This window comes from Anabaena sp. UHCC 0253 (assembly GCF_009712085.1).
Taxonomy (GTDB): Bacteria; Cyanobacteriota; Cyanobacteriia; order Cyanobacteriales; family Nostocaceae; genus Dolichospermum.
In genome coordinates this window covers 645,641-670,631 of record NZ_VILD01000003.1, presented here as the reverse complement: position 1 = coordinate 670,631, position 24,991 = coordinate 645,641, and the positions used below count along the sequence as shown (strand labels likewise).

16 protein-coding genes and 2 pseudogenes are annotated in these 24,991 nt (G+C 36.9%); 11 read left to right on the top strand and 7 right to left on the bottom strand.

The annotated features are described in order from the left end of the window. Positions 1-821: pseudogene (locus FJR38_RS28445) on the bottom strand (carboxylate-amine ligase); the annotation flags it as partial. 305 nt (positions 822-1,126) lie between these two features. On the opposite strand from FJR38_RS28445, the gene FJR38_RS11165 reads away from it, so the two are divergent. Further along, positions 1,127-1,384 carry a hypothetical protein gene (locus FJR38_RS11165; RefSeq protein ID WP_168494268.1) on the top strand — a complete coding sequence of 86 codons (258 nt, stop codon included), beginning with the start codon at positions 1,127-1,129 and terminating at the stop codon, positions 1,382-1,384. 394 nt (positions 1,385-1,778) lie between these two features. Then, positions 1,779-3,254 (top strand): site-2 protease family protein, encoded by a 1,476-nt coding sequence (locus tag FJR38_RS11160; RefSeq protein ID WP_168494270.1) that lies wholly within the window; start codon positions 1,779-1,781, stop codon positions 3,252-3,254. A gap of 76 nt (positions 3,255-3,330) precedes the next feature. Here the strand turns inward: FJR38_RS11160 and FJR38_RS11155 are convergent, their stop codons facing one another. From FJR38_RS11155 to FJR38_RS28440, 5 genes and pseudogenes are all read right to left on the bottom strand, one after another. After that, complete coding sequence (locus tag FJR38_RS11155; RefSeq protein ID WP_168537012.1) at positions 3,331-4,557, bottom strand: glycoside hydrolase family 10 protein; 1,227 nt, start codon at positions 4,555-4,557, stop codon at positions 3,331-3,333. 100 nt (positions 4,558-4,657) lie between these two features. Next, positions 4,658-4,900, bottom strand: a complete 243-nt coding sequence (locus tag FJR38_RS11150; protein ID WP_168537010.1) for a hypothetical protein — start codon at positions 4,898-4,900, stop codon at positions 4,658-4,660. A gap of 213 nt (positions 4,901-5,113) precedes the next feature. Then, positions 5,114-6,070, bottom strand: a complete 957-nt coding sequence (locus FJR38_RS11145; protein ID WP_168537008.1) for a hypothetical protein — start codon at positions 6,068-6,070, stop codon at positions 5,114-5,116. Positions 6,071-6,115: 45 nt separating this feature from the next. Then, positions 6,116-6,256, bottom strand: coding sequence for a hypothetical protein (locus tag FJR38_RS11140; protein WP_217360008.1), 141 nt, complete (start codon positions 6,254-6,256; stop codon positions 6,116-6,118). 224 nt (positions 6,257-6,480) lie between these two features. Next, positions 6,481-6,585 (bottom strand): annotated as a pseudogene (locus FJR38_RS28440) (phosphopantothenoylcysteine decarboxylase); the annotation flags it as partial. Between the two features lie 260 nt (positions 6,586-6,845). Here FJR38_RS28440 and FJR38_RS11130 point away from each other — a divergent pair. From FJR38_RS11130 to FJR38_RS11105, 6 genes are all read left to right on the top strand, one after another. After that, complete coding sequence (locus FJR38_RS11130) at positions 6,846-9,944, top strand: plasmid replication protein, CyRepA1 family (RefSeq protein WP_168537004.1); 3,099 nt, start codon at positions 6,846-6,848, stop codon at positions 9,942-9,944. 375 nt (positions 9,945-10,319) lie between these two features. Beyond that, positions 10,320-11,630 carry a tetratricopeptide repeat protein gene (locus FJR38_RS11125; protein ID WP_168537002.1) on the top strand — a complete coding sequence of 437 codons (1,311 nt, stop codon included), beginning with the start codon at positions 10,320-10,322 and terminating at the stop codon, positions 11,628-11,630. 215 nt (positions 11,631-11,845) lie between these two features. Beyond that, the gene (locus FJR38_RS11120; RefSeq protein WP_168537000.1) at positions 11,846-17,218 is read left to right on the top strand and encodes an ATP-binding sensor histidine kinase; all 5,373 of its coding nucleotides are present in this window, start codon (positions 11,846-11,848) and stop codon (positions 17,216-17,218) included. 102 nt (positions 17,219-17,320) lie between these two features. Continuing rightward, positions 17,321-18,064: a DUF928 domain-containing protein gene (locus FJR38_RS11115; RefSeq protein ID WP_168536998.1), complete on the top strand. Its 744-nt coding sequence runs from the start codon at positions 17,321-17,323 to the stop codon at positions 18,062-18,064. Positions 18,065-18,235: 171 nt separating this feature from the next. After that, positions 18,236-20,476: a CHASE2 domain-containing protein gene (locus tag FJR38_RS11110; protein WP_168494292.1), complete on the top strand. Its 2,241-nt coding sequence runs from the start codon at positions 18,236-18,238 to the stop codon at positions 20,474-20,476. Positions 20,477-20,659: 183 nt separating this feature from the next. Next, complete coding sequence (locus FJR38_RS11105) at positions 20,660-21,451, top strand: MBL fold metallo-hydrolase (protein WP_254445251.1); 792 nt, start codon at positions 20,660-20,662, stop codon at positions 21,449-21,451. Positions 21,452-21,557: 106 nt separating this feature from the next. Here the strand turns inward: FJR38_RS11105 and pyrE are convergent, their stop codons facing one another. After that, positions 21,558-22,175, bottom strand: coding sequence for an orotate phosphoribosyltransferase (gene pyrE / locus FJR38_RS11100; RefSeq protein WP_168494294.1), 618 nt, complete (start codon positions 22,173-22,175; stop codon positions 21,558-21,560). Positions 22,176-22,276: 101 nt separating this feature from the next. Here pyrE and FJR38_RS11095 point away from each other — a divergent pair, with 101 nt between their 5' ends. The 3 genes from FJR38_RS11095 (at position 22,277) to FJR38_RS11085 (ending at position 24,987) form a co-directional block, all read left to right on the top strand. Next, complete coding sequence (locus FJR38_RS11095) at positions 22,277-22,711, top strand: hypothetical protein (protein ID WP_168494296.1); 435 nt, start codon at positions 22,277-22,279, stop codon at positions 22,709-22,711. Positions 22,712-23,041: 330 nt separating this feature from the next. After that, the gene (locus FJR38_RS27735; RefSeq protein ID WP_217360007.1) at positions 23,042-24,646 is read left to right on the top strand and encodes a DUF4157 domain-containing protein; all 1,605 of its coding nucleotides are present in this window, start codon (positions 23,042-23,044) and stop codon (positions 24,644-24,646) included. Between the two features lie 53 nt (positions 24,647-24,699). Further along, positions 24,700-24,987, top strand: coding sequence for a DUF6156 family protein (locus tag FJR38_RS11085; RefSeq protein ID WP_168536996.1), 288 nt, complete (start codon positions 24,700-24,702; stop codon positions 24,985-24,987). Positions 24,988-24,991: the final 4 nt, after the last annotated feature.

Here is a 24,991-nt window from a genome sequence, read left to right as displayed (position 1 = left end):
TGAAAACGTAAATGGGGAAAGCGATCGCTAATTGCTGCTACCCTTTGAATATGATCAGCTTTTCCTGGTGCAAAATCCATAATTGGTTTTAAATCCAACAGTGCATTACCTTCTCCCGAAAAACCTTCATTCAACTTAATTACCATTCTTTGTAATGTCGGTTGACGTTCCCACAAATCAGCCGCAACATTTGCTAAATCGGCTGAATTCTTCACCAACTCGCTACCGTCAGGAAGGGGAACATCACTTTCTTGAAAAATTTGTCTACTCCCACTTTTTGTTCCCCAAATTTGCAAATCTGGTGCAGCCGCATATAAAGGTACACCTAATTTTAAAGATAATTCTGATTCCCAAAATGTCGAATTATAACAGACCATAAAAGCTTTATCTAACCGCAAAGCCTTGTGAATGCGTTCTAATAAACGGGGACGTTCTAATATTTTTTGACTCAATGGTTTTAAAGAAGCATCATAAGTAGAAAGTAATAATAAACGATGACGAGCATGGGAAAAAGGAATACCAGGAAGTAATTGTAAATAATAGTCAATAATGCTAGGATGAAGAGGCATTGAAGTCACATAAATTAATCTAGTGCGGGGATTTCGTAACCGCATTAAAGAGAAAAGCAATCTTTCCTCATAATGTTCACATCCTTCCACCTTGAGCAATTCTCGTTGATCTATACTCAAAGAAGGAATAATTAAAATATCCGCTTCACTATTGTCAAATAACTCGCTAGTTTTCCAGCGATCGCGTAAAATTAATTGTAAATCCCGAAATTTATCAATTTGCTGTAAATCATCAATATTTAGTGTCACCATATCCCCACCCCTATACCAATTCCTATACTAATTCCCTACTTAATATATATCTCAAGGAAGAGAGTAGATAAAGATTGTCAATGTATCTTTTTGTTACTTTATTAAGAGATATCAAAATCTCCTCTTTCTCCACCTCTGTTACCTCTGCGCCTCTGTGGTTTGTTTAAAAAAATTACAGCCTGCTACACAAATGATGGCGATATTCATTCCTCAAAACTTCAGACTAAAGAAAGATGAATAAATAATTAATAACTAATATTATTAAACTGTGGGAATATATAAATTAGTAAAAAAATTCACTTATTATGGTATCTCCAAAACCATTACATGATACAGAATTAGTAGATTGTGCCAGAGCAAACGCCAACCAGGGAATAGAAACAGCAGCTTATTACTGCGGTTATGGTCATGATATTAATACATTTGCTCAACAATTACGCCAAGCTTGTGAAAAAATGAATTTACAAGTTAAAGAACTTAACGAACTAATTACAGATCAGGATATGATCTTAAAACTAGGAACTGGAGAAATTATTGCCCCTGAGACAGCATCAGAACTTTAATTTTGTTAGTGCAGCTTTCACTTGGCGCTTATTTATACGTAGGATGGAAATTTCCCACCATAAACCAGTTTAAGTGGAAATAACTGTCCGTCATAGAATCCTCTTGCCTATCAAAACAAGTATATATATTTACACCACGCCACCTATCAGTAATCAAAGCAGAGTGCCGTATCACAGTATGGACAAAATACAAATAAAGTTATTTATCGGTTTTAGCCCTAAAAATGGTAAAATATATAGAAAAACAGACTTGTACTAGTACACAACGGCGTAAGTCAACCAACCATTAAAAATTTGACAAAAGCTTGTGTAATCTGCTTTTTTAATTTTTAATTTTTAATTTTTAATTCCGCACTGCGGTACTAGCTTCGGTCTCAACAGCAAAGGTTTAGCAATGTTTACTTCATCAGAAACTCCTATAATTGCAGCCATTGTGCTGATAGCGTCCGGCATTTTAGGCTGGGGCTTTTATCGCGCCAGACCTTTTGGTAAACTAGGCATCTTAGCCTGGTTACAATCAGTCGTATTAATGACTCCCTGGCTTTTGTTTTTTGGATTATTTGCCGCTGGTATTTATATCAACATCGTTGGGATCTTATTCTTAGTGGTAGCTTCCGCTGGGTTGTATATTTTCCTGGGGAGAAAATTACGGGACGCAGGTCAAGATGCTATTCTCAAACAACGGGCAACAGATAGACTCGCAGCCGAAGGTGATAAAGACAGTCCCGTAGTAGTAACAGAACTGAAATTAGAACCAACCCCCATACCCGAAGCAGATTTAAGCCAGATTAGAAGCATTTTCGGGATTGATACATTTTTTGCCACAGAAACTATTCCCTACCAAGAAGGAGTAGTTTTTAAAGGTAACTTGCGGGGAGAACCCGAAGCCGTTCACAACCGACTAACGAAGAGTTTACAAGAACGGTTAGATGATAAATACCGCCTGTTTTTGGTAGAAAACACTGACGGTAAACCTGTCATGATTGTTCTACCCAGCCGCACAGACCCCCGGCCAACCCAATTAGCACAAAAAGCCTTTGCGGTGATTTTGTTGATAGCAACTATCGCTACAAGCTTAGAAGTGGGGGGAATATTACAAAATTTCGATTTATTAAGTAACCCCGAACGGTTTGCAGAAGCTTTACCTATCGCTTTAGGTTTATCTGCAATTTTGATATCTCATGAAATCGGACATTGGTTATTAGCGCGTCGTCACCAAGTCAAGTTGAGTTGGCCGTTCTTTTTGCCAGCAGTGCAAATTGGCTCTTTTGGGGCAATTACTAGATTTGAATCCCTTGTACCCAGCCGCAAAGCTTTATTTGATATAGCTTTGGCTGGTCCTGCTTTTGGTGGAATTACTTCTTTGTTACTACTGGTAATAGGGTTGCTACTTTCCCACCCAGGAAGTTTATTTCAATTACCCAATCAGTTTTTCCAAGGTTCTATTTTAGTCGGTAGTTTGGCGCGGGTTGTCCTGGGTTCGGCTTTACAATCTCCGTTGGTGAATATTCATCCTTTGGTGATTATTGGTTGGTTAGGATTAGTTATCACGGCTTTGAATTTAATGCCTGCTGGACAGTTAGACGGGGGGCGAATTGTCCAAGCGATTTATGGACGCAAAACCGCAGGGAGAACCACTTTTGCAACTATAGCTTTGTTGGCTGTGGTATCGCTGGGTAATGCTCTGGCTATGTATTGGGCTATTGTGATTTTGTTTTTGCAACGCGATTTAGAACGTCCTAGTTTGAATGAAATCTCTGAACCAGATGATGCTAGAGCGGCTTTGTGTCTTTTGGCTCTGTTTCTCATGATTACTACTCTTTTACCTTTAACACCTGCTTTAGCTGGACGTTTGGGGATTGGTAGTTAGAAATTTCGGCGTTGCTGAAAGCTAATTTCAACTCAGCAACGCCAGATTTTCATTGACAATTGTCAATTGTCAATTGTCAATTATTCAAAGGTTTCCAACCGGCTAATAAGTTAGGATAATTTGTGGGTGTGGGGAAATTTTTCTGCCATGCTTGTTGGCGTTGTTGGGGGTTTTCTTGGCTCAGTTTCCATAGGGTTTCGTAGAAGAAGAAGGAAACACCAGCAAATTTTCTCTCTCGCACTTTTTCTATTTGGGTTGTGATTTGTGACATTGGTACTGTGCGATTTTTTAAACCACTCAAAATTCCAATGCTGACGGGAATATGACTTTGGGCTAGTTTGACTTCTGGATATTCTAATTCGCTGATAAAGACGTTTAAATCATTACGATAAATTTGTAAAACTAAGTCTTCAATTAATCCCATTCTTTCCCATTTTTGCCAATCTGCAAGGTAGTATTCATAGGAAAAACGCTGGGGATTAGGAGCAACGGAAACGATACAATCTTTTTTATTTGCTTTAATTGCTGTAAATACTCGTTTCATAAATGCGGTGATTTTGTTCGCTCTCCAACTTACCCATTCTGGATCTTTGGCGTTTGCGGGGGGAAGTTTACCTTTGTGTTCTTTCTTGTATAATGCTGTGGTGTAGGCATCATATCCTAGTTCTGATGGTAAGCCGAAATGGTCATCAAATTGAATTCCATCAATGTCATAGTTTTTGACAATTTCTACAATCAAATCTTGGATAAATTTCTGCACATCTGGACGAAAGGGATTTAACCAAACTCGGTTATGTGTTCCTTCTTTAATTATTTTCGTGCCATCTCTGCGATTTGTCAGCCAATAAGGACGATTTTTAGCCAGGAGTGAATCAGCAGGGGCCATAAAGCCAAATTCAAACCAGGGAATTACGGTTAAACCTTGTTTATGTCCCTCGGTTACTACTTCTTTGAGCATATCTCGCTTTTGTAGTCCGGGGGTAGGATCAACTGATTTACCAATGACTTTGGCTGCGACTTTGCTAGGATATAGTGTATATCCCCAATTCCAGACGGCGGGATAAACGGTGTTAAAGTTGAGTTGCTGTAATGTTTGTAAACTTGATTTTAAGCGATCGCTCTCAAATAAAACATCACTATCAATATTTGTTAACCATACTCCCCGTAATTCTGTGGATTTAGGAATTTGAGCATTTAATGGGAATGATAGCATCACGAAAGCAACCATACTCACGGCCATCATGGCCGCTAAAAATCCCAGTTTTCTAGTTTGACTGTGCCATTTTAAGAATATTTTTTTCATTGGTTATCCCTGGTTTGTTAAATTTGGGGTTTCGCGCAAAGAGGCAAAGGTGCAAAGACGCAAAGGAAGAAAGAGATTAATTTGGAAATTATATCTATTTTTATTCTTCTCTATCTTGTAGTCCACCTCTGCAACTAGCAAGTTCCTTTTCTATTTCTTCTTCATTTAATAACTGCTTACCAGAAGCAATAATTCTAGACCGAATTTGTCGCAAACGTTCCCCTAGAGGAGGTTTATTTGCAGAGTTTTTAAAATGAAGAAATTCTACACATTCTAAAACTTCCTCCTGTTTGTCTTGTGGTAGGGAACGCCACTTTGTTAATAACTCTTGTTCTGGACTCATTAGTATTTACCCATTACTATCACTACTCATGTTCCTATTCTATAACAGGTGATAGGGTTGAAAGTCTCCTTTAATAAGTAACAGTTCCTAAGCAATCTTTGATAAAATCAATAATGATCTTAAAATAAACAAAATCATCAGCCTGTCTTCTTTCTTCACAGAAGAACAAGCATCAACTTGTCAACAGGTTTTAAAATAGCTGAATATAAATTTCTATTTAATTTCCGTATATATTGCTATTGGTTCTATTACTAGGTCAATTTCTCCTGTCCAAGCTTTCCATACTTCTGTCATATCTATTAATCCTGCAATACCAGGAAAAGTAATTTTTTCTATTCCTCTTCTTGGTATAAATCCAACTATTGTCATTTCTACATCCCCTGGCATAATATATGCTGATCTAAGTTGATCTCTTGTTATACGAAGGTGTTCTTGATTTATAGTTCCTATTAGATTTGAATTTCCTATATTAGTATTGACTGTAACAGAACCAATTGAAAATGCTTTGATTATCTCTAATCCAGCTTTAAATTGGTTTTCTTCATCTTTCTTTTGTTGATGATTCTGCTTAAAACCCTTATTAGTATTTTGGTTTGTATTTTGTTTAGAATTTGATAGAAAAGAATTTATTACACTATTTTTACTACATAATTCTATAATAGAATCCCAATCAATAAATCTACAAATTCCAGTTATTTTTATTAACGATGAATATTTTTCTAATTCCTCTATGTCATTTATTTCTTTTAAGATTCCTTTATTTATTAAGATTTCTTCAAACTTTAGATAGCCATAGTCATGTTCAACAATATCTTCAGTAGTAGAATTTAAATATTCATCCGATGTAGTATTAATTCCTTTTTTATATCCATCTTTATTAGTGGTTTTATCTATTGTTTTCCCACTAGCACCACCTGCATAATTTTTGGGACCAATACTTATTTCACCTTCTTTACCATCCTCTTGAATTATTTCCTTATATTCTTCACCTGAGCTTTGTGTAGATTTAGTACCTTCATTCTCTGTTAATCTTCTCAGTTGTACTATACCTCTCAATAATTGAGAAGAATAAGAATGTAATTTAATTTTATCTAAATAAATAAAATGTTTTAAGCTTAAAACCTCATCTTTTTCTATTAAATTTTCCTTTAATTTGAGTTCTTCTTGCATGAAAATTATCCTGATATTTCTGTTGCTCTATTAATGATTCATTTTTCATGGCTTGAACAGCTTCATCAAAATCCAAATGATTTTCACCTTGTTTTTCATCTCATTAACTATCGTTTGAGATGCCGTAGCTATATACTCAGCTAGTTCTTCTATATCAAGATTTCTATCAGGATAGGAATTGTTCATATTCCAGTAGTATTGACTGGACATCTCTATCATACACTATGGGATTAAATTTACTTCATTATGTACGCTAATTAAAATAGTTCTTTGTATTATATTTTACAGAGGTTGAATGATTTACTGGGCTTTTGATCAACAAAAATCGCTATAATCCTGACTCCCTGGGGATAAATACGACCGAAGATGGTCAAAGTTATCCTTTTTCCAGTGTGAGAAATCCGGGTTCTTTGTGCTGCAAAACCAATTAAATATTGATGGGGTTGTTTGCGGTTTCCGATTTGGGCGACAATATCCGGTACTGCTGCTAGAGGTAGATTTTCGGGAAGCGATCGGTATTATAATCTCTAGGCTATTGTCAACTAACCTCATGGGTAATACTTATAACTAAAAATTATATGTATATAAATATCACAATACAAACTTATTATGTTGACAGTTTCATAGCCATAAGTACACCTTGATATATTCACAGAAGTATTTATATAAACAAAGTAGCAAAAATAACACTGAAATTTATAAATTTCTTTTATAAAAAATTCACCCAGCCGTGTTAAAGTTTTAATCTTGTTATCTTCCCTAGCTGCTTCAGCTTATGCGTCTGCATTCTTTACATCCACAACACCTTGAAGAATTAGTCAAGATAGGTGGTATAAATTTAGACTTGGCAAATTTAAATTTCCAATCGCTTCAAGGCATAAATGCTTATGAATATCTGCTGATTTCTGACCAACTTCCCCGTACCAATACAGGGATGATTAAAAACGCTTGGTTGCAGCGTTATAACCACATTACCGAAGGTGGTTGGTGGTGTTCTGGACTAGATCCCCTCAACAACTGGCATAAAATGGAATGGGGATGTTTTAAACCTAACCAACCGCGACAAAATCAAAAAGGCAAATCCATCAAATATGAGCATCCTCCCAGCACACCAACACGCATCTTTTGTCTACGCATATCCTTACAAATTTGGCAACAAGTCGGCCAACGTTACAACTTAGCTTTACCTGAAAATATCACTATTAATAATGATGGTGAAGCCGAAGGTTTTTGGTTATGGGTAATTAAAAATAATATCCCCCTAATTATTTGCGAAGGTGTCAAAAAAGCCGCAGCACTATTAACTCAAGGATATGTTGCTATTGCTATTCCTGGAATTACTAGTGGTTATCGAGTTATTAAAGATGAATTTGGTAAAGTTACCCGTCGGCAATTAATACCTGATTTAGTAGCATTCACAACTACAAAACGCAAGATTTATATTTGTTTTGACTTTGAAAATCAAGCTAGAAAAATTGCGGCTGTGAATAATGCTATTTCTCAACTGGGTTGTTTATTTCAACAACAAAACTGCCATGTTAAAGTTGTAGAATTACCGGGAATAGAAAAAGGTGTTGATGAATTTATTATTGCTAAAGGGACAACAGCTTTTGATAAAATTTATCGCCAAAGTATAGATTTAGAAGTTTATATTGCTCAAACTAAACCCCATACAGAGTTAACAATTCCCGCAGCACTTACTGTTAACCTGCCTTATTTGGGAAAAATTCCCTTTCCTACTTCTGGGTTAGCCGCAGTAAAATCTGCTAAGGGTACAGGTAAAACCACCGCATTACAAAGTATTGTTCAACAAGCAAAGAGCCGTAATCAACCCGTTTTATTAATTACCCATAGAATCATTTTAGGACGGTTTTTATGTGAAAAGATTGGGATTAAATGGGGAATTGACAATGCAGCCTGGAGTATAGAAGCTGATGAATTACCAATTAGTTACCCATTAGCAATTACGCCATCTTTAGGATTATGTGTAGATTCAATTTGGAAATTGAAACCCGAAGATTGGCACGGGGCAATATTAATTTTAGACGAAGTTGAACAATCTTTATGGCATTTGCTCAATAGTAATACCTGTAAACAAAAAAGAGTTAAAATTCTCCGCATTTTCCAAGAATTGATTTCGACAGTGATCACAACTGGAGGCTTAATAATTGCCCAAGATGCAGATTTATCAGATGTATCTTTAGAATATTTACAAAGTTTAACAGGAATTAAAATAACTCCTTGGGTAGTTGTCAATGAATGGAAACCGGAAAAAGGTTGGAATATAACTTTTTATGATTCACCGAATCCCACACCTCTAATTCATCAATTAGAACTTGATTTAATTGCTGGACGTAAATGTTATGTAACTACCGATAGTCGGGCGGGACGTTACAGTTGTGAAACTATTGAACGTTATTTAAGAGAACGTTTGCAAAAACTCAGACAGGAATTTCCAGAAACTTTAGTAGTTAGCAGTCATACTACTAATACACCAGGTCATGCAGCCGTTGATTTTATTTCTGCTATTAATCAAAAAATTACTGATTATGATACTGTTTTCGTTACTCCTAGTTTGGGAACAGGAATTAGTATTGATGTCCAACATTTTGATCGAGTTTATGGCATTTTTCAAGGGGTAATTCCTGACTCAGAAGCCCGTCAAGCTTTAGCAAGAGTGAGAGATAATGTCCCCCGTGTGGTTTGGTGTGCTAAACGGGGTATTGGCTTAATTGGGAGTGGGAGTACAAATTATCGGTTACTATCTCATTGGTATCAAGAAAATCAAAAAGAAAACCTAGCTTTATTGAGTCCATTACATAAAATAGATGTAGATTTACCTCTAGTTTATGACCCTATTCATTTACGCACTTGGGCTAAATTATCTGCTAGGGTAAATGCTTCTATTCGGCTGTATCGTCAATCAATGCAAGATGGATTTATTACTGATGGTCATCAAATCCAACTGCGAAGTAATGAAGTCCAAAATAATATTCTCCGTGATTTGCGTTTAGCCTTTTTTGCTACTGAATCTAGTGATTTAGAAAACCGCAAACGGTTAATTTTAGAAATTGTCAAAATTCAGAAAGATTGGGCGCAAAGTCGTCAAAAAGCCAAGGAAATTAAACGCAAAATCAAAGATATTAAGCAGCAAAATCAATTAGCAGCAGCGAATTCTGTAGCTACTGCTAAAAATATTGACTATGTGGAATATGAACAACTATTAACTAAACATTCTCTCAGCAATGCAGAACGTCATCAAGTTAATAAATATATCCTCCGACAAAGATATGGAATTGTTGTGACTCCTGAACTCAAGTTACGAGATGAAAAAGGATATTATGGACAATTATTAATTCATTATTATCTCACTCATGAAAGTGAATATTTTCATGTTAAAGATCAACAAGAATGGAATCAGCAGTTATTTTGGGGGGACGGTAAGGTTTTTCTCCCAGATTTAAAAACTTATACTCTCAAGGTGGAAGCTATGCGGGCTTTAGGAATGCTCCAGTTTCTGGAAGTTGAAAGAGTATTTAAGGAAAATGATGCTGATTTAATCTGGCTAAAAAATGTGGCTGGACAAAGTAGTAAACACATTAAAAGGGCTTTAGGGACTGATTTAGTTAGAGGTAAAGAGGCTGTTTCGGGAATTAAGATATTGAGTAGACTTCTGGGTTTGTTGGGTTTGAGGTTGCAGCAAATTAATGATGGTTATCAAATTGATTTGGAGACTTTAAATGATGGCAGAGAAAAAATATTTGCGGTTTGGCAACACCGTGATGATTTGATGTTGACTACTTTACATAATTTGGATCATGAAATGGTTAATTTGCCGCAGGAGTCTCGGCATGAGGCTGTACTTATCAGGTAATATGTAATAGTTCTGGCGATTTATAATCGCCGGGATTAAGTAACTAGACCAAAATAAATCAACTTAGATTAAGTAATGCAAAAAATATTGAGATGCTTTGGTAGTAAGGGCTTCAGCCCTTAAATGAGGACTAAAGTCCTCACTACAAATGTGGAATTATTTAGTCCGTTATACTTAGTTGTTATGTCCCAAAATAAAAGTTTTAGTTTATAGTATAGATTGGGTTCAATTAAATGCAATACATTTATTATTGTTGGTTAATGTTGGGTTTCCTTGCGTCAAACCAACCTACAATAGAAGATGCTATAAAATTAGAAATTTACAAAAAGCTTGTTTAATTTTTAATTAACGGTGGTAGTAGTGAGATTATTATTTATGAATAAAAATATAAATTTTGATATTGTTAATGCTTTACACCAACAGGGTTTAGATCATTATCATAGCGGTAAATATCCACAAGCGATCGCTAATTTTGATGCAGCTTTAGAGTTGTATAGTAATTTTGCGATCGCTTATATTAATCGAGGGAATATATTTCATATTTTGGGGAATTATGAGAAAGCTATTGCTGATTATAATCAATCTATAAAAATCAATCCTAATTTTGCCGAAGCTTACCATAATCGGGGTAATACTTATTATGCTATGCAAGATTATCACGGGGCGATCGCTAATTACAATCGTTCTCTAGAAATAAATCCTAATTTCGGTGCAGCTTACTACAATCGGGGTTTAATTTATTCCCATCTCCAAGACTATCACCAAGCAATTACTGATTTTAATCAAGCATTAAAATTTGTTCCTGATGATGTGCAAATATACTCTGAACGGGGTTTAGTTTATAGCAATTTGGGTGATTATTACCAAGCGATTCAAGACTATAATCAAGCATTACAAATAAATCCCAATCTTGCTTTAGTATATGGTTTTCGAGCTAATGCACATCACCAAATGGGAAATTATGAAAATGCTATTCAAGACTATGATCAAGCATTACAAATAAATCCTCATTTAGCAACAGCTTACTATGGACGGGGGACGGTGCGAGAAGCTATGCAGGATTTTACCAATGCAGTTGCAGATTATACTCAAGCTGTAGAATTTGCTCCGGAATTTGCTCCCGCATATTGCAAGCGAGGTGACGCTCATAAGTTGTTAGGGAATATACAAACAGCAATTAAAGACTATAATCGAGCATTAGAGATAGATACTGACTTCTTAGCAGCTTATTATCACAGGGGCAGTAGTCGTTATATAGCCAAAGATTTTACAGGAGCAATTAGTGATTTTACGGAAGCTTTGCGATTAGATTCTCAGTCTGCTGTATTTTATAGCGATCGCGCTAATGCCCGTTATGCCCTAAAAGAATATCAAAAAGCAATATCAGATTATACGCAAGCTATTAATATTAATCCTAATTTAGCGGAAGACTGGTTTAATCGTGGTCGTAGTCGAGTTCTATTAGGAGAGTTGAGTTTAGCACTAATAGATTTAACTGAAGCCATACGCTTGCAACCGCGACATCCTCTTGCCTATTTAGTCAGGGCAGATATACATAGACATCAGGGAAACAACTTAGACGCAATTAGCGATTTACGCAAATCTGCTGATCTTTATTCTCAAGCAGGAAATACGCAATATTACCGGGAAATTATCAATCTAATTTCCCGAATTTCTGAGATATAATCGTCGAATTTTCCGACATTAACTATCCGGGGGTTAGGCAGAATTTAATAATTAAATATTAAACCTTAAAAAGCCGAGTAAAAAAGCTTTGCAGGGATTTTCAATGGTTAGCTTGCTTGATTTGTTGTGTATTCGTATAAATTTTTGCTATTATTTAGTAAAGAAATTCAGGAATTTTGGGACACTCAATTTAGAAACCAACAGGATTTAACAGTATGCTTACTACCCAAGTCAGTATTCCCGGATATCACATCAGTGAAGAACTCTACAATGGTTCTAGAACCCTAGTTTATCGAGGGTATCGAGAGACTGACTCATTACCTGTAGTGATTAAAATCCTCAAAAATCCTTATCCTAGTTTCAGCGAATTGGTTCAGTTTCGCAATCAGTATACCATTGCCAAAAATCTCAATTCACCTCTGATTATCCAAACTTATAGCCTAGAACCTTACCAAAATGGCTATATATTAATAATGGAAGATTTTGGGGGAGTTTCTTTAAAGCAGACATTACATATCAAGTCTTTAGAGGAATTTTTAGAAATAGCGATCGCCCTTTGCAACGCCTTAGATATACTATATCAAGAACGCATAATTCATAAAGATATTAAACCCAGCAATATATTAATTAATCCCCAAACAAAACAAGTTAAATTAATTGATTTTAGTATTGCCTCTTTACTACCAAGAGAAACACAAACCCTCATTAATCCCAACGTATTAGAAGGAACACTTGCTTATATTTCTCCAGAGCAAACAGGGAGAATGAATCGGGGAATTGACTATCGAACAGACTTCTATTCGTTAGGAATCACTTTTTACGAATTACTCACAGGAGAAATGCCATTTTCGTCAAATGATCCGATGGAATTAGTCCATTGTCATATTGCTAAACCACCACATTCAGTCAATGAAATTAACCCCCAAATCCCCTTTGTACTTGCAAAAATTGTTAGTAAACTGATAGCGAAAAATGCAGAAGACAGATATCAGAGTACATCGGGATTAAAATATGATTTGGAAAATTGTTTAACGCAACTTCAAGAAACTGGTAAGATTGAGAATTTTGAAATTGCTCAGAGGGACATAAGCGATCGCTTCCTCATTCCCGACAAACTTTATGGTAGAGAAACCGAAATAGAAACCCTCCTCCAAGCATTTGCCAGAGTCAGTTTAGACACCACCGAAATGATGCTGGTAACAGGGTTTTCCGGAATTGGTAAAACAGCAGTTGTCAACGAAATTCATAAACCAATTGTCAGACAACGTGGTTACTTTATCAAAGGGAAATATGATCAATTTCAGCGGAATATTCCCTTGAGTGCATTTGTACAAGCATTTCAAGATTTAATCGGGCAATTATTAACAGAAACTGATACCCAAATTCAGGTATGGAAAAGTAAAATATTAACGGCTGTTGGGGAAAATGGCCAAGTAATTATGGAAGTCATCCCCCAATTAGAAAAAATTATTGGTAAACAACCCCCAGTCACAGAACTATCAGGAACAGCAGCCCAAAATAGATTTAATTTATTATTCCAGAAATTTACCCAAGTTTTTACCAGTTTAGAACATCCATTAGTGATGTTTTTAGATGACTTACAATGGGCAGATTCAGCATCATTAACCTTAATAGAATTATTAATAGCTGATACAAAACATCTTTTCTTAATTGGTGCATATCGTGATAACGAAGTCAATCTTGCCCATCCTTTAATTTTAACTTTGAGTAAAATTGAGAAAACCTCAGCAACGATTCAGACAATTAACTTAAAGCCACTAAATCAAAACCAAATAAATCAGTTAGTTGCAGATACCCTCAAATGTGCTGAAAATTTAGCATTGCCCCTTTCTCGATTAGTATTACAAAAAACTCATGGTAATCCATTTTTCGCTACACAATTTCTCAAAGCATTACATCAAGAAAACCTCATTCAATTTAATTTTGATTTAGCCTGTTGGCAATGTGATATTACACAAGTGAGTCAACAAGCACTCACCGATGATATAGTTGCTTTTATGGCTATGCAATTACAAAAATTGCCAGCATCAACTCAAAACATCTTACAGTTAGCAGCTTGCATTGGTAACAAGTTTGATTTAGCAACTTTGGCAATTGTTTCGGAATTATCCCAAATTGAAACAGCTACTGTCTTGTGGAAAGCTTTGAAAGAAGGACTGATTTTACCTACTAGTGATATTTATAAATTCTTTCAACAGGATTCTGATTCAAAACCATTAAATTCAAACTTTCAAATTCCCACATATAAATTTTTGCACGACAGAGTTCAACAAGCTGCATATTCTTTAATTCCCGAAGATCAAAAACAGATTACTCACTTAAAACTCGGTCGGTTACTTTTAAATAATATTCCGGCAAGTGAACAAGAAGAGAATATTTTTCAAATTGTTAGTCAATTGAATTTAGGTTTAACGTTAATTACTCAACAAACTGAACGATATCAATTAGCTGAGTTAAACTTATTAGCTGGACAGAAAGCTATAGCTGCCACTGCCTATACTGGTGCAACCAATTATCTCACCAAAGGCAGAGAATTACTAACAGTAGATAGTTGGCAAAGTCAGTACAATCTGACATTGACACTGTATGAAGATGCAGCAAAAGCAGAATACTTAAATACCAACTTTGAACAGGCTCTTAAACTTACAGATTTAATCTTGCAACAAACAATTGAGATATTAGACAGAATTAAAACTTATGAACTAAAAGTACAGATTTATATTGCCCAAGATCAACAAGTTAAAGCCATTGAAACAGGGTTAACAGCACTCGAACAATTAAAAATTTCCTTGGTATCACCTGATTTAATTCAAAATGTTTCTTTACCAATTTTAGCCGACTTAGCCAATATTCCCGAAATGACTAATGTGGAATCTCTGGCTGCACTACGATTATTAATGAGTATTATCCCTCCTGTTAATCATGTTAAACCGGATTTGTTTCCGTCCGTAACTCTAACAATTCTGCATCTTTGTCTAGAACAAGGACATTCATCTTTAGCAGCTTTTGCCTATGGATGTTATAGCGTATTACTTTGTGCCATGATCAAAGATGTTGATTCTGGTTATCAATCTGGACAGATATCTTTAAAGCTTTTAGAACAATACAATAGTCAAGAAATAAGCTCAAAAATTTACATGATTTTTGGGACTTTTATCTGTGCTTATAAAGAACATGGTCGAAATACACTAACATTTTTACGAGATAGTATCAAGTGTGGACTAGAAGTAGGCGATATCGAACACGCTAGTTATTCGATGATGGCTGAATGTTCGTATTTATTCTTAATTGGAGAAACTCTCGATCTTGTTGAAGCAAGACAATCTCAATATATTGAATTACTTTTAAAACTCAAACAAAAACATTGTGTTGATTATGCTCAGATTTGGAGACAAGTCACCTTAAACTTACTTGGAAAATCTTCTGATCAATATTATCTAAATAGTAGTGATTTTGATGAAACAGAAATATTAGCTCATCTTCACAAAAACCACAATCATCAATCATTATTTGCTATTTATGTAGCCAAAACAGTTATTCTTTATACTTTTGGACAATATGAACAGGCTGTAATTAATGCAGAAACAGCTACTGAATATATAGGTGGATCTTTTGGTTTATTGCTAGTTGTAGGACATAACTTTTATCACTCTTTATCTTTACTGGCAACCTCTTCCAGTTGTGATCAGAAAACACTAAATCAGGTAGTTGAAAACCAAAAATTGATGCAATATTGGGCTGGTTATGCTCCCGTGAATTTTCAGCACAAATATGATTTAATTGAGGCAGAAATAGCACGGGTAATGGGAGATAAACTCAAGGCAATGGAGTATTACGATCGCGCCATTTCTCTGGCTAAAACTAACGAATATCTCCCAGAAGAAGCTCTGAGCAATGAACTAGCTGCTAAATTTTACCTTAACTGGGGCAGAGAAAAAGTAGCACAAGCATATATGCAAGAAGCTTATTATTGCTACGCTCGATGGGGTAGTTCAGCCAAAGTTGATGATTTAGAAAAACGCTATCCTCAACTGTTGCAATCAATTGTGCAGTACCGCAGACTTAATATTAATCCTCTGGCAACAATTACTAATCATGCCCAAGCAACTTATAAAAAACAAACATTGGTTACTGCTGGTGTGAGTAGTTCTAGTGTTTCGGCAAATTTCGATCTTGCGACTATTCTCAAAGCTTATCAGGCATTATCAAGAGAAATTGATTTACAGAATTTGATTACCAGTTTAATGCAAGTGCTGTTACAAAATTCTGGAGCTAATAAAATTGCTCTAATTTTACCAGAAGAAAATAATTGGCTAGTTACAGCTATTGCTACTGCTGAAGATTTGGAAACAGGAGAAACAATTCCTTTAAGTGCGATCGCTTTAGATAGCAGTTTAGATGTTCCTATAAAAGTCATTTATACAGTCAAACAGAGTGGAGAAACTCTCGTCATTGACAACATTACCAAAGATAGAAATTGGTTAGCAGATCAGTATATTCTAGAATATCAACCCAAGAGTGTGCTTTGTAATCCGATTTTTAATCAAGGTAAATTAATTGGTATTTTATATTTAGAAAATAATTTAGTTGCTGGAGCATTTACAAGCGATCGCGTCGAACTCCTAAATTTACTTTGTACTCAAGCCGCCATTTCCCTGGAAAATGCCCGACTTTATGAGCAATCTGTCGAGTATTCTCAACAACTCAAGCGATCGCTACAAGACCTACAAAACGCCCAATTACAAATGATCCAAAGTGAAAAAATGTCAGCACTGGGTAACTTAGTTGCTAGTGTAGCTCACGAAATGAATAATCCTTTGGGCTTTATTTATGCTAGTCTTCAACAAGCTCAACCCGCCATAACTGATATTTTTGAACACTTAAAACTATATCAAGAAAGCTTTCCCAATCCGAGTGCAGAAATTCTTAATCATGCCTCCGAAATCGAATTGGATTATAGCTTAGAAGACTTTCCTAAAATGATGAATTCAATGGTAATGGCCTGTGATAGATTAAAAAATATTAGCACCAGTCTGTGTAACTTCTCTCGTGCAGATCGAGATTACAAAGTCAAGTTTAATATCCATGAAGGGATTGATAGCACAATTTTAATCCTCAAACATCGCCTCAAAGCTAATGACAAACGTCCCGCCATTGAAGTTGTGACAAACTACGGTAATATACCGCAAATTGAATGTTTTCCTGGACAACTCAATCAGGTATTTATGAATATTCTGGCTAATGCCATTGATGCTTTAGATGAATCAAATAATGGACGCAATTTAGCAGATATTCATGCAAATCCCAACCGCATTACAATTACAACTTCAGTAGAAAATAATCTTGTTAAAATTACCATTGCCGATAATGGCAAAGGGATGACAGAAGAAATCAAACAAAAAATATTTGACCATTTATTTACTACAAAAGCCGTCGGTACAGGAACAGGTTTAGGATTAGCGATCGCCCAGCAAATTATAGTAGAAAAACATCAAGGCAGCATCACTGTTAATTCCACTCCAGGAAAAGACACAGAGTTTATCGTCTCCCTTAACGTAATATCATAGAATCCCATAAGTGTAACTACCCAAGTTTTACCATGAACTAATGACACAATCTCAGAAACTGATACAATAGATATTGTATGTAAAAAATTTAATACAAATATCATGAATCTACAAAAATATATTCAGTCTCTGGGAAAATTCGCTACCCGCCTTTCTCCAGCCCTGATCATTTTATCTACTTCGTCTTCACAGTTATTAGCACAAACCTCTCCCATCCAAATTAGTCTTAAATTCCCTTCAGCCAGTGACAGAGGCGCACCAGAAAGAACAGTTGGTGGAGGTAGAAGGGGAACTTCCTGTATCACTCTTGACAAAGGTAAACCATCCCTTACAGCCTTAATGCCAACAAGAGATAATGTAGGAAATACCACAAGTGATACTCCTAGTTTGTATGTATATGTTCCCAAAAATACGGCTAAAACTGGAGAATTTGTCCTCATGGACGAGATAGGAGACGAGATATACAAAGCAAATTTTCCCATGCCTAACCGTGCCGGCATTGTCAAATTAAACATCCCCAAAACTGTTCCCCTCAAAGTCAGTCAGCGTTACCAATGGTACTTTACGATCGCTTGTGATCTTGAAGATTGGAGTCGCAACGAATTTGTAAAAGGTTCAATTCAACGCATTGCTTTAAGTTCATCCGTAAATAGTTCCCTCACCAAAGCAGAACCCCTCAAACAAGCCAAAATCCTTGCTCAGTATAACGTTTGGCACGACACACTAGATAAAATTGCCCAGGTACGGACACAAAAACCATCGGAATGGAAAGAATTAATCACATCAGTTGGGTTACAAGATATCGTCAACGAACCCATCCTAGATTGCTGTCAAGCAAAACCTTAATACAGAAGGTAGGGGCGCAGGGCCTGCGCCCAGTCAGCAGCCAGGAGACAAGAAGAATAATAAGGAAGTAAGTATATGTATTTTCTCCCCTGCCCCCCTTGCTCCCCTGCCCCTCTGCCCCCTGCCCCCTCAAGTCTCCACCCATGAATTTAATTTTGTCCAAATAATCTGATGTGGAAAAACTGTAAGAATTTGATCTGGCAAGGACGTGGAGTCTGGATTACTACTCCTAGCGTAGCCGTGTTCATTCTCCTCTTGCGTTTTGGTGGTTTATTGCAATCGTGGGAATGGGGAGCTTTTGATCAATATATGCGTTGGCGTTCCCCAACACCATCAGATGACCGAGTAGTGATTGTGGGCATTAATGAATCGGATTTAACTAAGCTCAAACAATCAAGTATTACAGATCGCAAATTAGCCGAATTACTCAACAAACTTAAAGCGAAACAGCCTCGCGTCATTGGTTTAGATATCTACCGTGATTTACCTGTAGAACCTGGTCATCAGGAATTAGTCGAGGTTTTTAACTCCACACCCAATTTAGTAGGCATACAAAAAGTAGTTCAAGATGGGGGTGGAAATGTAGTTAATCCACCTCCCATACTTAAAGCCAAAGATCAAGTTGGTGGAAATGATTTGATTTTTGATGCCGATAATAAAGTGCGGCGGGGATTGTTCTATGTACAAGATCAAAATCGAGAAACCGTTTATAGTTTCGGACTACATCTAGCGTTGCGTTATCTAGACAAAGAAGGCATTTCCCCTACAGAAGATTGGCATATAGGTAAAGCCGCCTTTGTCCCCTTTGAAAGCAACGATGGCGGTTATATAAGAGCAGATGCTCGTGGCTATCAAGTATTACTTAATTACCGTGGAGGGAATCGTCACTTTCAGACAGTTTCCATGACGGATATTCTAGAAGATAAATTACCAGCAGATTGGGGACGCGATCGCATTATCCTCATTGGCTACGCAGGAGATAGTTTTAAAGACTCATTTTTTACTCCCTACAGTAGTGACTTACTTGGTTTACCAGAACCCATGAATGGAGTAGAAATTCATGCCAATCTCACCAGCCAAATTATCAGTGCGGCCATGGAAAATCGTCCCCTGATTAAAAATTGGTCAGAACCCCAGGAATGGCTGTGGATATTCCTTTGGAGTGGTATTGGTGCTACTTTAACCTGGAAATTGCGCGCCCAAAACTTGACATTACCCAGAACAGTTAGTCTCATCATAGCCGCAGCAGTTTTAGGAAGCAGCACCTATATCGCCTTCTTATCAGGCTGGTGGTTGCCTATAGTCCCATCAATATTAGCCCTGACAGGTTCTGTACTAGCCATCACCGCATACATCGCCCGCACCGCCGGTGATATCCGCAAAATATTTGGCCGTTATTTAACAGATGCCGTTGTCGCCAATTTACTAGAGAATCCAGAAGGCTTAAAACTTGGTGGAGAACGCCGCGAAATCACCATCTTTACCTCCGACTTAAGAGGATTTACCGCTACCTCCGAACGCCTACCACCTGAAGAAGTAGTTAAAATCCTCAACTTTTATCTAGAATGTATGGCAGATATCATCACCAAGCATCAAGGAACTATAGATGAATTCATGGGTGATGGAATTTTAGTTCTCTTTGGTGCGCCTACTGCGAAAGAAGACGATGCAGTCAGGGCTGTAGCTTGTGGTGTAGAAATGCAACTAGCAATGGTAAAAGTTAACGCCCAAATGAAAGAATGGGGTTTACCAGCATTAGAAATGGGTATCGGTATCAATACAGGTGTAGTCGTCGTCGGCAATATTGGTTCAGAAAAGCGCACAAAATACGGTATTGTTGGTAGTCAAGTTAACCTAACTTACCGCATCGAATCTTATACAATTGGTGGACAAATTTTTATCTCTGAATCTACCTTTAAACAAGTAGAATCAATTGTCAAAATTGACGGACAACGCCAAGTTACACCCAAAGGAGTCAAAGAACCAATCACAATCTATGAAGTTGGTGGCATAACTGGACAATACAACCTCTTTCTCTCGCAAGAACAAGAGGAATTACTTACCCTACCCACACCAATTCCTGTTCAATACGCCGTTTTAGAAGGTAAAGATATTGGTGATATCATCTTTAAAGGCAGTTTAGTCAAACTTTCCATCCGTGAAGCAGAGTTACTTTTAGACAATAACGAATCCCCTGAACTACCTGCTGGATTAAGTAATCTCAAACTCAACCTATTAAACCCAAATAACCCCGCAGAAGCAGAAGATATTTATGCCAAAGTCCTAGAAAAACCCGCTGGAAATCATCGGTTTTATATTTATTTTACTGTTAAACCTCCCGCCGTGACAACAAAATTAAACTGTCTCCTTGAGGAAATAAAATCTCATAATTCAATACCTGCGCCAAATTGAAAAAAGCCTTGATTCGTCGGTTAGGTTATTCGCGTTAGCGTTGTCTAGTAATGGCACGTTTACATAATATGTTGAAAGCATAAACCTATAAACAAATGCTGCATATATTAATAATTAAAGTAAAATTTCCTATTCTTTCAGGTATTGATATTGGCAATTAATTAAATTAAAATATTTAAACTATTGACTACTGTTAAAATGATCAAATTAATCTTTTTAGGCTCAGGTTCAGCATTCACAGTTGGAACAGATAATTTTCAATCAAATATACTTGTAGTCAATGAGCAAAACCAAAAACTCTTAATAGATTGTGGTACAGATATCCGGTTTTCTTTGCATAAAGCAGGATTTTCCTATGCTGATATTACTGATATTTATATTAGTCACCTCCACGCCGATCATGTAGGCGGACTGGAATATATTGCTTTTACTACATTATTCGATCCCAATTGTAAAAAACCCAAACTGTACACAAGTAAAGATGTTGCTAGTGATTTGTGGGATAGAACCTTATCCGGTGGACTGAGATTTTTGACCAGTGATATTGCTAATATGGATACCTTTTTTGAACAAGAAAGATTACAATATGAAGGTTACTTTTCTTGGCAAGATATCCAATTTAATCTCGTAAAAGTTACTCATGTTGATAGTGGATATTATATTATGCCTAGCTATGGATTATTTTTCCAATTAGCAGGAGTGAATATATATATATCTACAGATACCCAATTATGTCTAAATACAAATAAAAAATTCTATGAACAAGCTGATATCATCTTTCATGATTGTGAAACTTCTCTCTATCCCAGTCCTGTTCATGCGAGTTATCAACAATTAACCACTTTACCAGCAACAATCAAAAGCAAAATGTGGCTTTATGGTTATCAACCAGTATCACTTCCTGATGCTGAAAAAGATGGATTTCTCGGCTTTGTTAAACGGGGACAAATTTTTGAATTTCCTGCTATTAATTAGGGCTTGCTCAAAAAGTTCTTCTTTCTTATTCCTGACTGGGCGCAGGCCCTGCGCCCCTACTTCCTGACTCCTGAAAAGACGTTCCACCAGAACGTCTCTACTGCTATCAATTAATTTCTCGATATCGTTTCTGAAGATCCTGGATTGTAAATAAAACCTTAAACTGCAATCCAGTAGACTCATATAACTCCCTACCCCCTTGCAATCTATCTATGAGGGAAATTACTGTATCTACAGTATAACCTGCTGCCTGTAACCGTTCCACGGCTTTGAGTGCAGATTGTCCAGTTGTTACCACATCTTCTAGAACTACGACTTTTGCACCCTGCGGTAAAGTGGGACCTTCAATGTAAGCCATTGTTCCGTGTCCCTTTGCTTCTTTGCGAATAATTAAAGCTGGAATAGGTCTATTTTCATACACCGAAACTACACTTACTGCTGATACAATGGGATCAGCCCCCAAGGTTAAACCAGCTACCGCCTGAGTATCTTCAGGTAATAGAGGTAACAACAACCTCGCCATAGCCAAAGCACCTTGGGGATCGAGAGTTACCTGTTTACCGTTAATATAGTAAGAACTACGTTGCCCAGAGGAAAGAACAAAATCACCTTCTTTATACGCAAGCTGGCAAAATAAATCTAGTAACTTTTGACGCAGGCTAGTTAAATCAGTAGTAGTCGCCCAAATATTTGAGTTGCTGGGGTTTTGAGTGGAATAAGACATTACAAACCATTAAAAGTTGTGTTACACCAAAGTTGAAACTCAACAGAGTTCTCAACCTAAGCATAAATTAAGATTCACCCAAAAATTGAGGAGTTGACAACATGGGTATAAATTTTAAAGCCTTGAGCGGATTACTGGTACTTCTCGCTACTAGTTCTGCTTTTCCTTCGGCGGCTAAGGCTCAAACCGAAACACCTAATTATGAAACAACTAGCAATGCTTTTGAACGAGCATATTTTCGCCATGATCCTAATTTTTACGAAAATGGCAGTTTAAAGCGTCAAGTAGATTCTTTGTTTGGACCTGGGGGTAAATTTGGTACTACCTTCTCCGACAATGAAATTGCTAAAGATGCTGAATTAGTCAATACTCTTTATCATGATGTTCTCGCTCAACAAGCGACTAATGATCCATATCTACGGACACCTGATTTACCAAATCCCTATGACTCCTCTTTGTTAATGTCTCCCCGTTATAATCGTAATAATCTCAGAGTGGGAACTGAGTATCGTTTTGAAAACTTAGGACCTCGATAGAAATCATCAGTTCTGAGTTTTGATTTACCGAACTTACTCAAAATATAGAGACGTTCCATGGAACGTCTCTACAAGGGTTTGAAAATCATCAAAAAAATTTTCATCCCTCAAATCAGCAACGCCGGAATCGCTAATCTCTTTGCAGATATCACCAAAATTGGTACATTAGCAAACTGTTTATCTTTTCCACAGCATAAAAGGTGCATTTTAAAATAATTTATGAATAACAAATTATAAATTATTACTACTTGGTTACATAAAAATAGTGGTAACAGCTAAAATAAGCAAATATAATTAAGATCACTACCAATTAAGTATGAGGTGCGGGCAATGAAAGAGCGTCTACGTATCCAGAAAAAAGTTTCCACTCAGTCTACCTATAACCCAGCCACAAATCCCTTTCAGACACGCTCTTTTGGAATTGATTTACAAAAAAAGAAATCGTCATCTCCAACAGAAGATGTAGACTTTGACGCACAATACGAACACGCTAAACGCTTTGCACTAGATTTAAGTCATGTTCCAGTTTATGCACCAGGTAAAGCTGCACCACCACCAATCCAAACCAAGCTAACAATTGGACAACCAGGGGATAAATATGAACAAGAAGCAGACAATGTAGCTGCTCAAGTGGTTCAGCGAATTAATGATCCTGCTGTTGAACAGTCAAGTCAAGGACAGTCAGTACAACGGGAAACTTTACCGGAAGAGGAAGAACCCATTCAAGCTAAGTCCATTTCCGATTCTATTCAACAGGAAGCTTTACCGGAAGAAGAAGAACCCATTCAAGCTAAATCCATTTCCGATTCTATTCAACGGGAAACTTTACCGGAAGAGGAAGAACCCATTCAAGCTAAGTCCATTTCTGATTCTATTCAACGGGAAGCTTTACCGGAAGAGGAAGAACCCATTCAAGCTAAGTCCATTTCTGATTCTATTCAACGGGAAGCTTTACCGGAAGAGGAAGAACCCATTCAAGCTAAGTCCATTTCTGATTCTATTCAACGGGAAGCTTTACCGGAAGAAGAAGAACCCATTCAAGCTAAGTCCATTTCCGATTCTATTCAACGGGAAGCTTTACCGGAAGAGGAAGAACCCATTCAAGCTAAGTCCATTTCCGATTCTATTCAACGGGAAGCTTTACCGGAAGAAGAAGAAATGCAAATGAAACCACTAGTTCAACGCAAATCTGTGGAGGGTGGTACACCTGCTGCACCTAATGTAGAAAGTTCGATTCAAGGGGCAAAAGGTAGCGGACAACCATTAGATGATAAAGTTCGGCAATCAATGGAGCAGGCATTTGGGTCGGATTTTAGTAATGTAAAGGTTCATACTGATAGCCAGTCTGATATGTTGAACCGTTCTTTACAGTCCCGTGCATTCACAACTGGACAGGATGTATTTTTTAGAGGGGGAGAATATAATCCAGGGAGTCGCGGAGGGCAGGAGTTGTTAGCTCATGAACTAACTCACGTTGTTCAGCAAACAGGTACAGTCCAGCGCAAAGTCAAAACAGGAACTCCAACATCACGGACATTAGATTTCATCACTATGAAGCGAAAACATATTCAGCTTAGAGGAGATGATAAATATGGTCATTGGTGGACAGAAATAGACTCTAATGAGAGTTATGGGTGGTGGCCTAAGTATCCTGTAGGAGGAATAAAACAGACATTATTCGGTGTGGATGGTGAATTAAACGGGATGACATCCTTTGGTGGTTCGGCAACAAAAGATCCCCATCATGGAGACTCTGCTCCGGATGTATTTCATCCTGTATACAAAGGAACTAAGACAGATACAGAAATTAAAGCAGATATTCGCAGTTTTGCCTCTAGTTATAGTGGAGAATGGCGGTGGACTTTCGGATTTGGTCAAAACTGTCATACATTCCAGGAGAGCCTGATGAAGAGTGTAGGAATTAAACAATCGTGATAATTTACAAAAGGGCTAACACAATACTATTACCGATTACATTATTAATAATCATGGCTGTGGCCGCGCCTGGTTTGAATGGATGTACATCTTCAGAAAATGTGAATATCAGTATGACAAGCCGTGCAGATACTCCTCCGACAAACTCGGTTAGTTATTTTGGTAGTTGGAAATCCTACCAAATTCCTTTTGTGCCTGTAGAACCTATTTCTCAAGAGGAGGCACAAAAACGTCGGTCGTATTATGTGGGATACTACAACAGTAGTAAACAACTTGAACGGTTTGAAAAACACCTTGATGGTAAATTAGAGTGGCAAGATAAATATATCTATTGGGGATAACGGA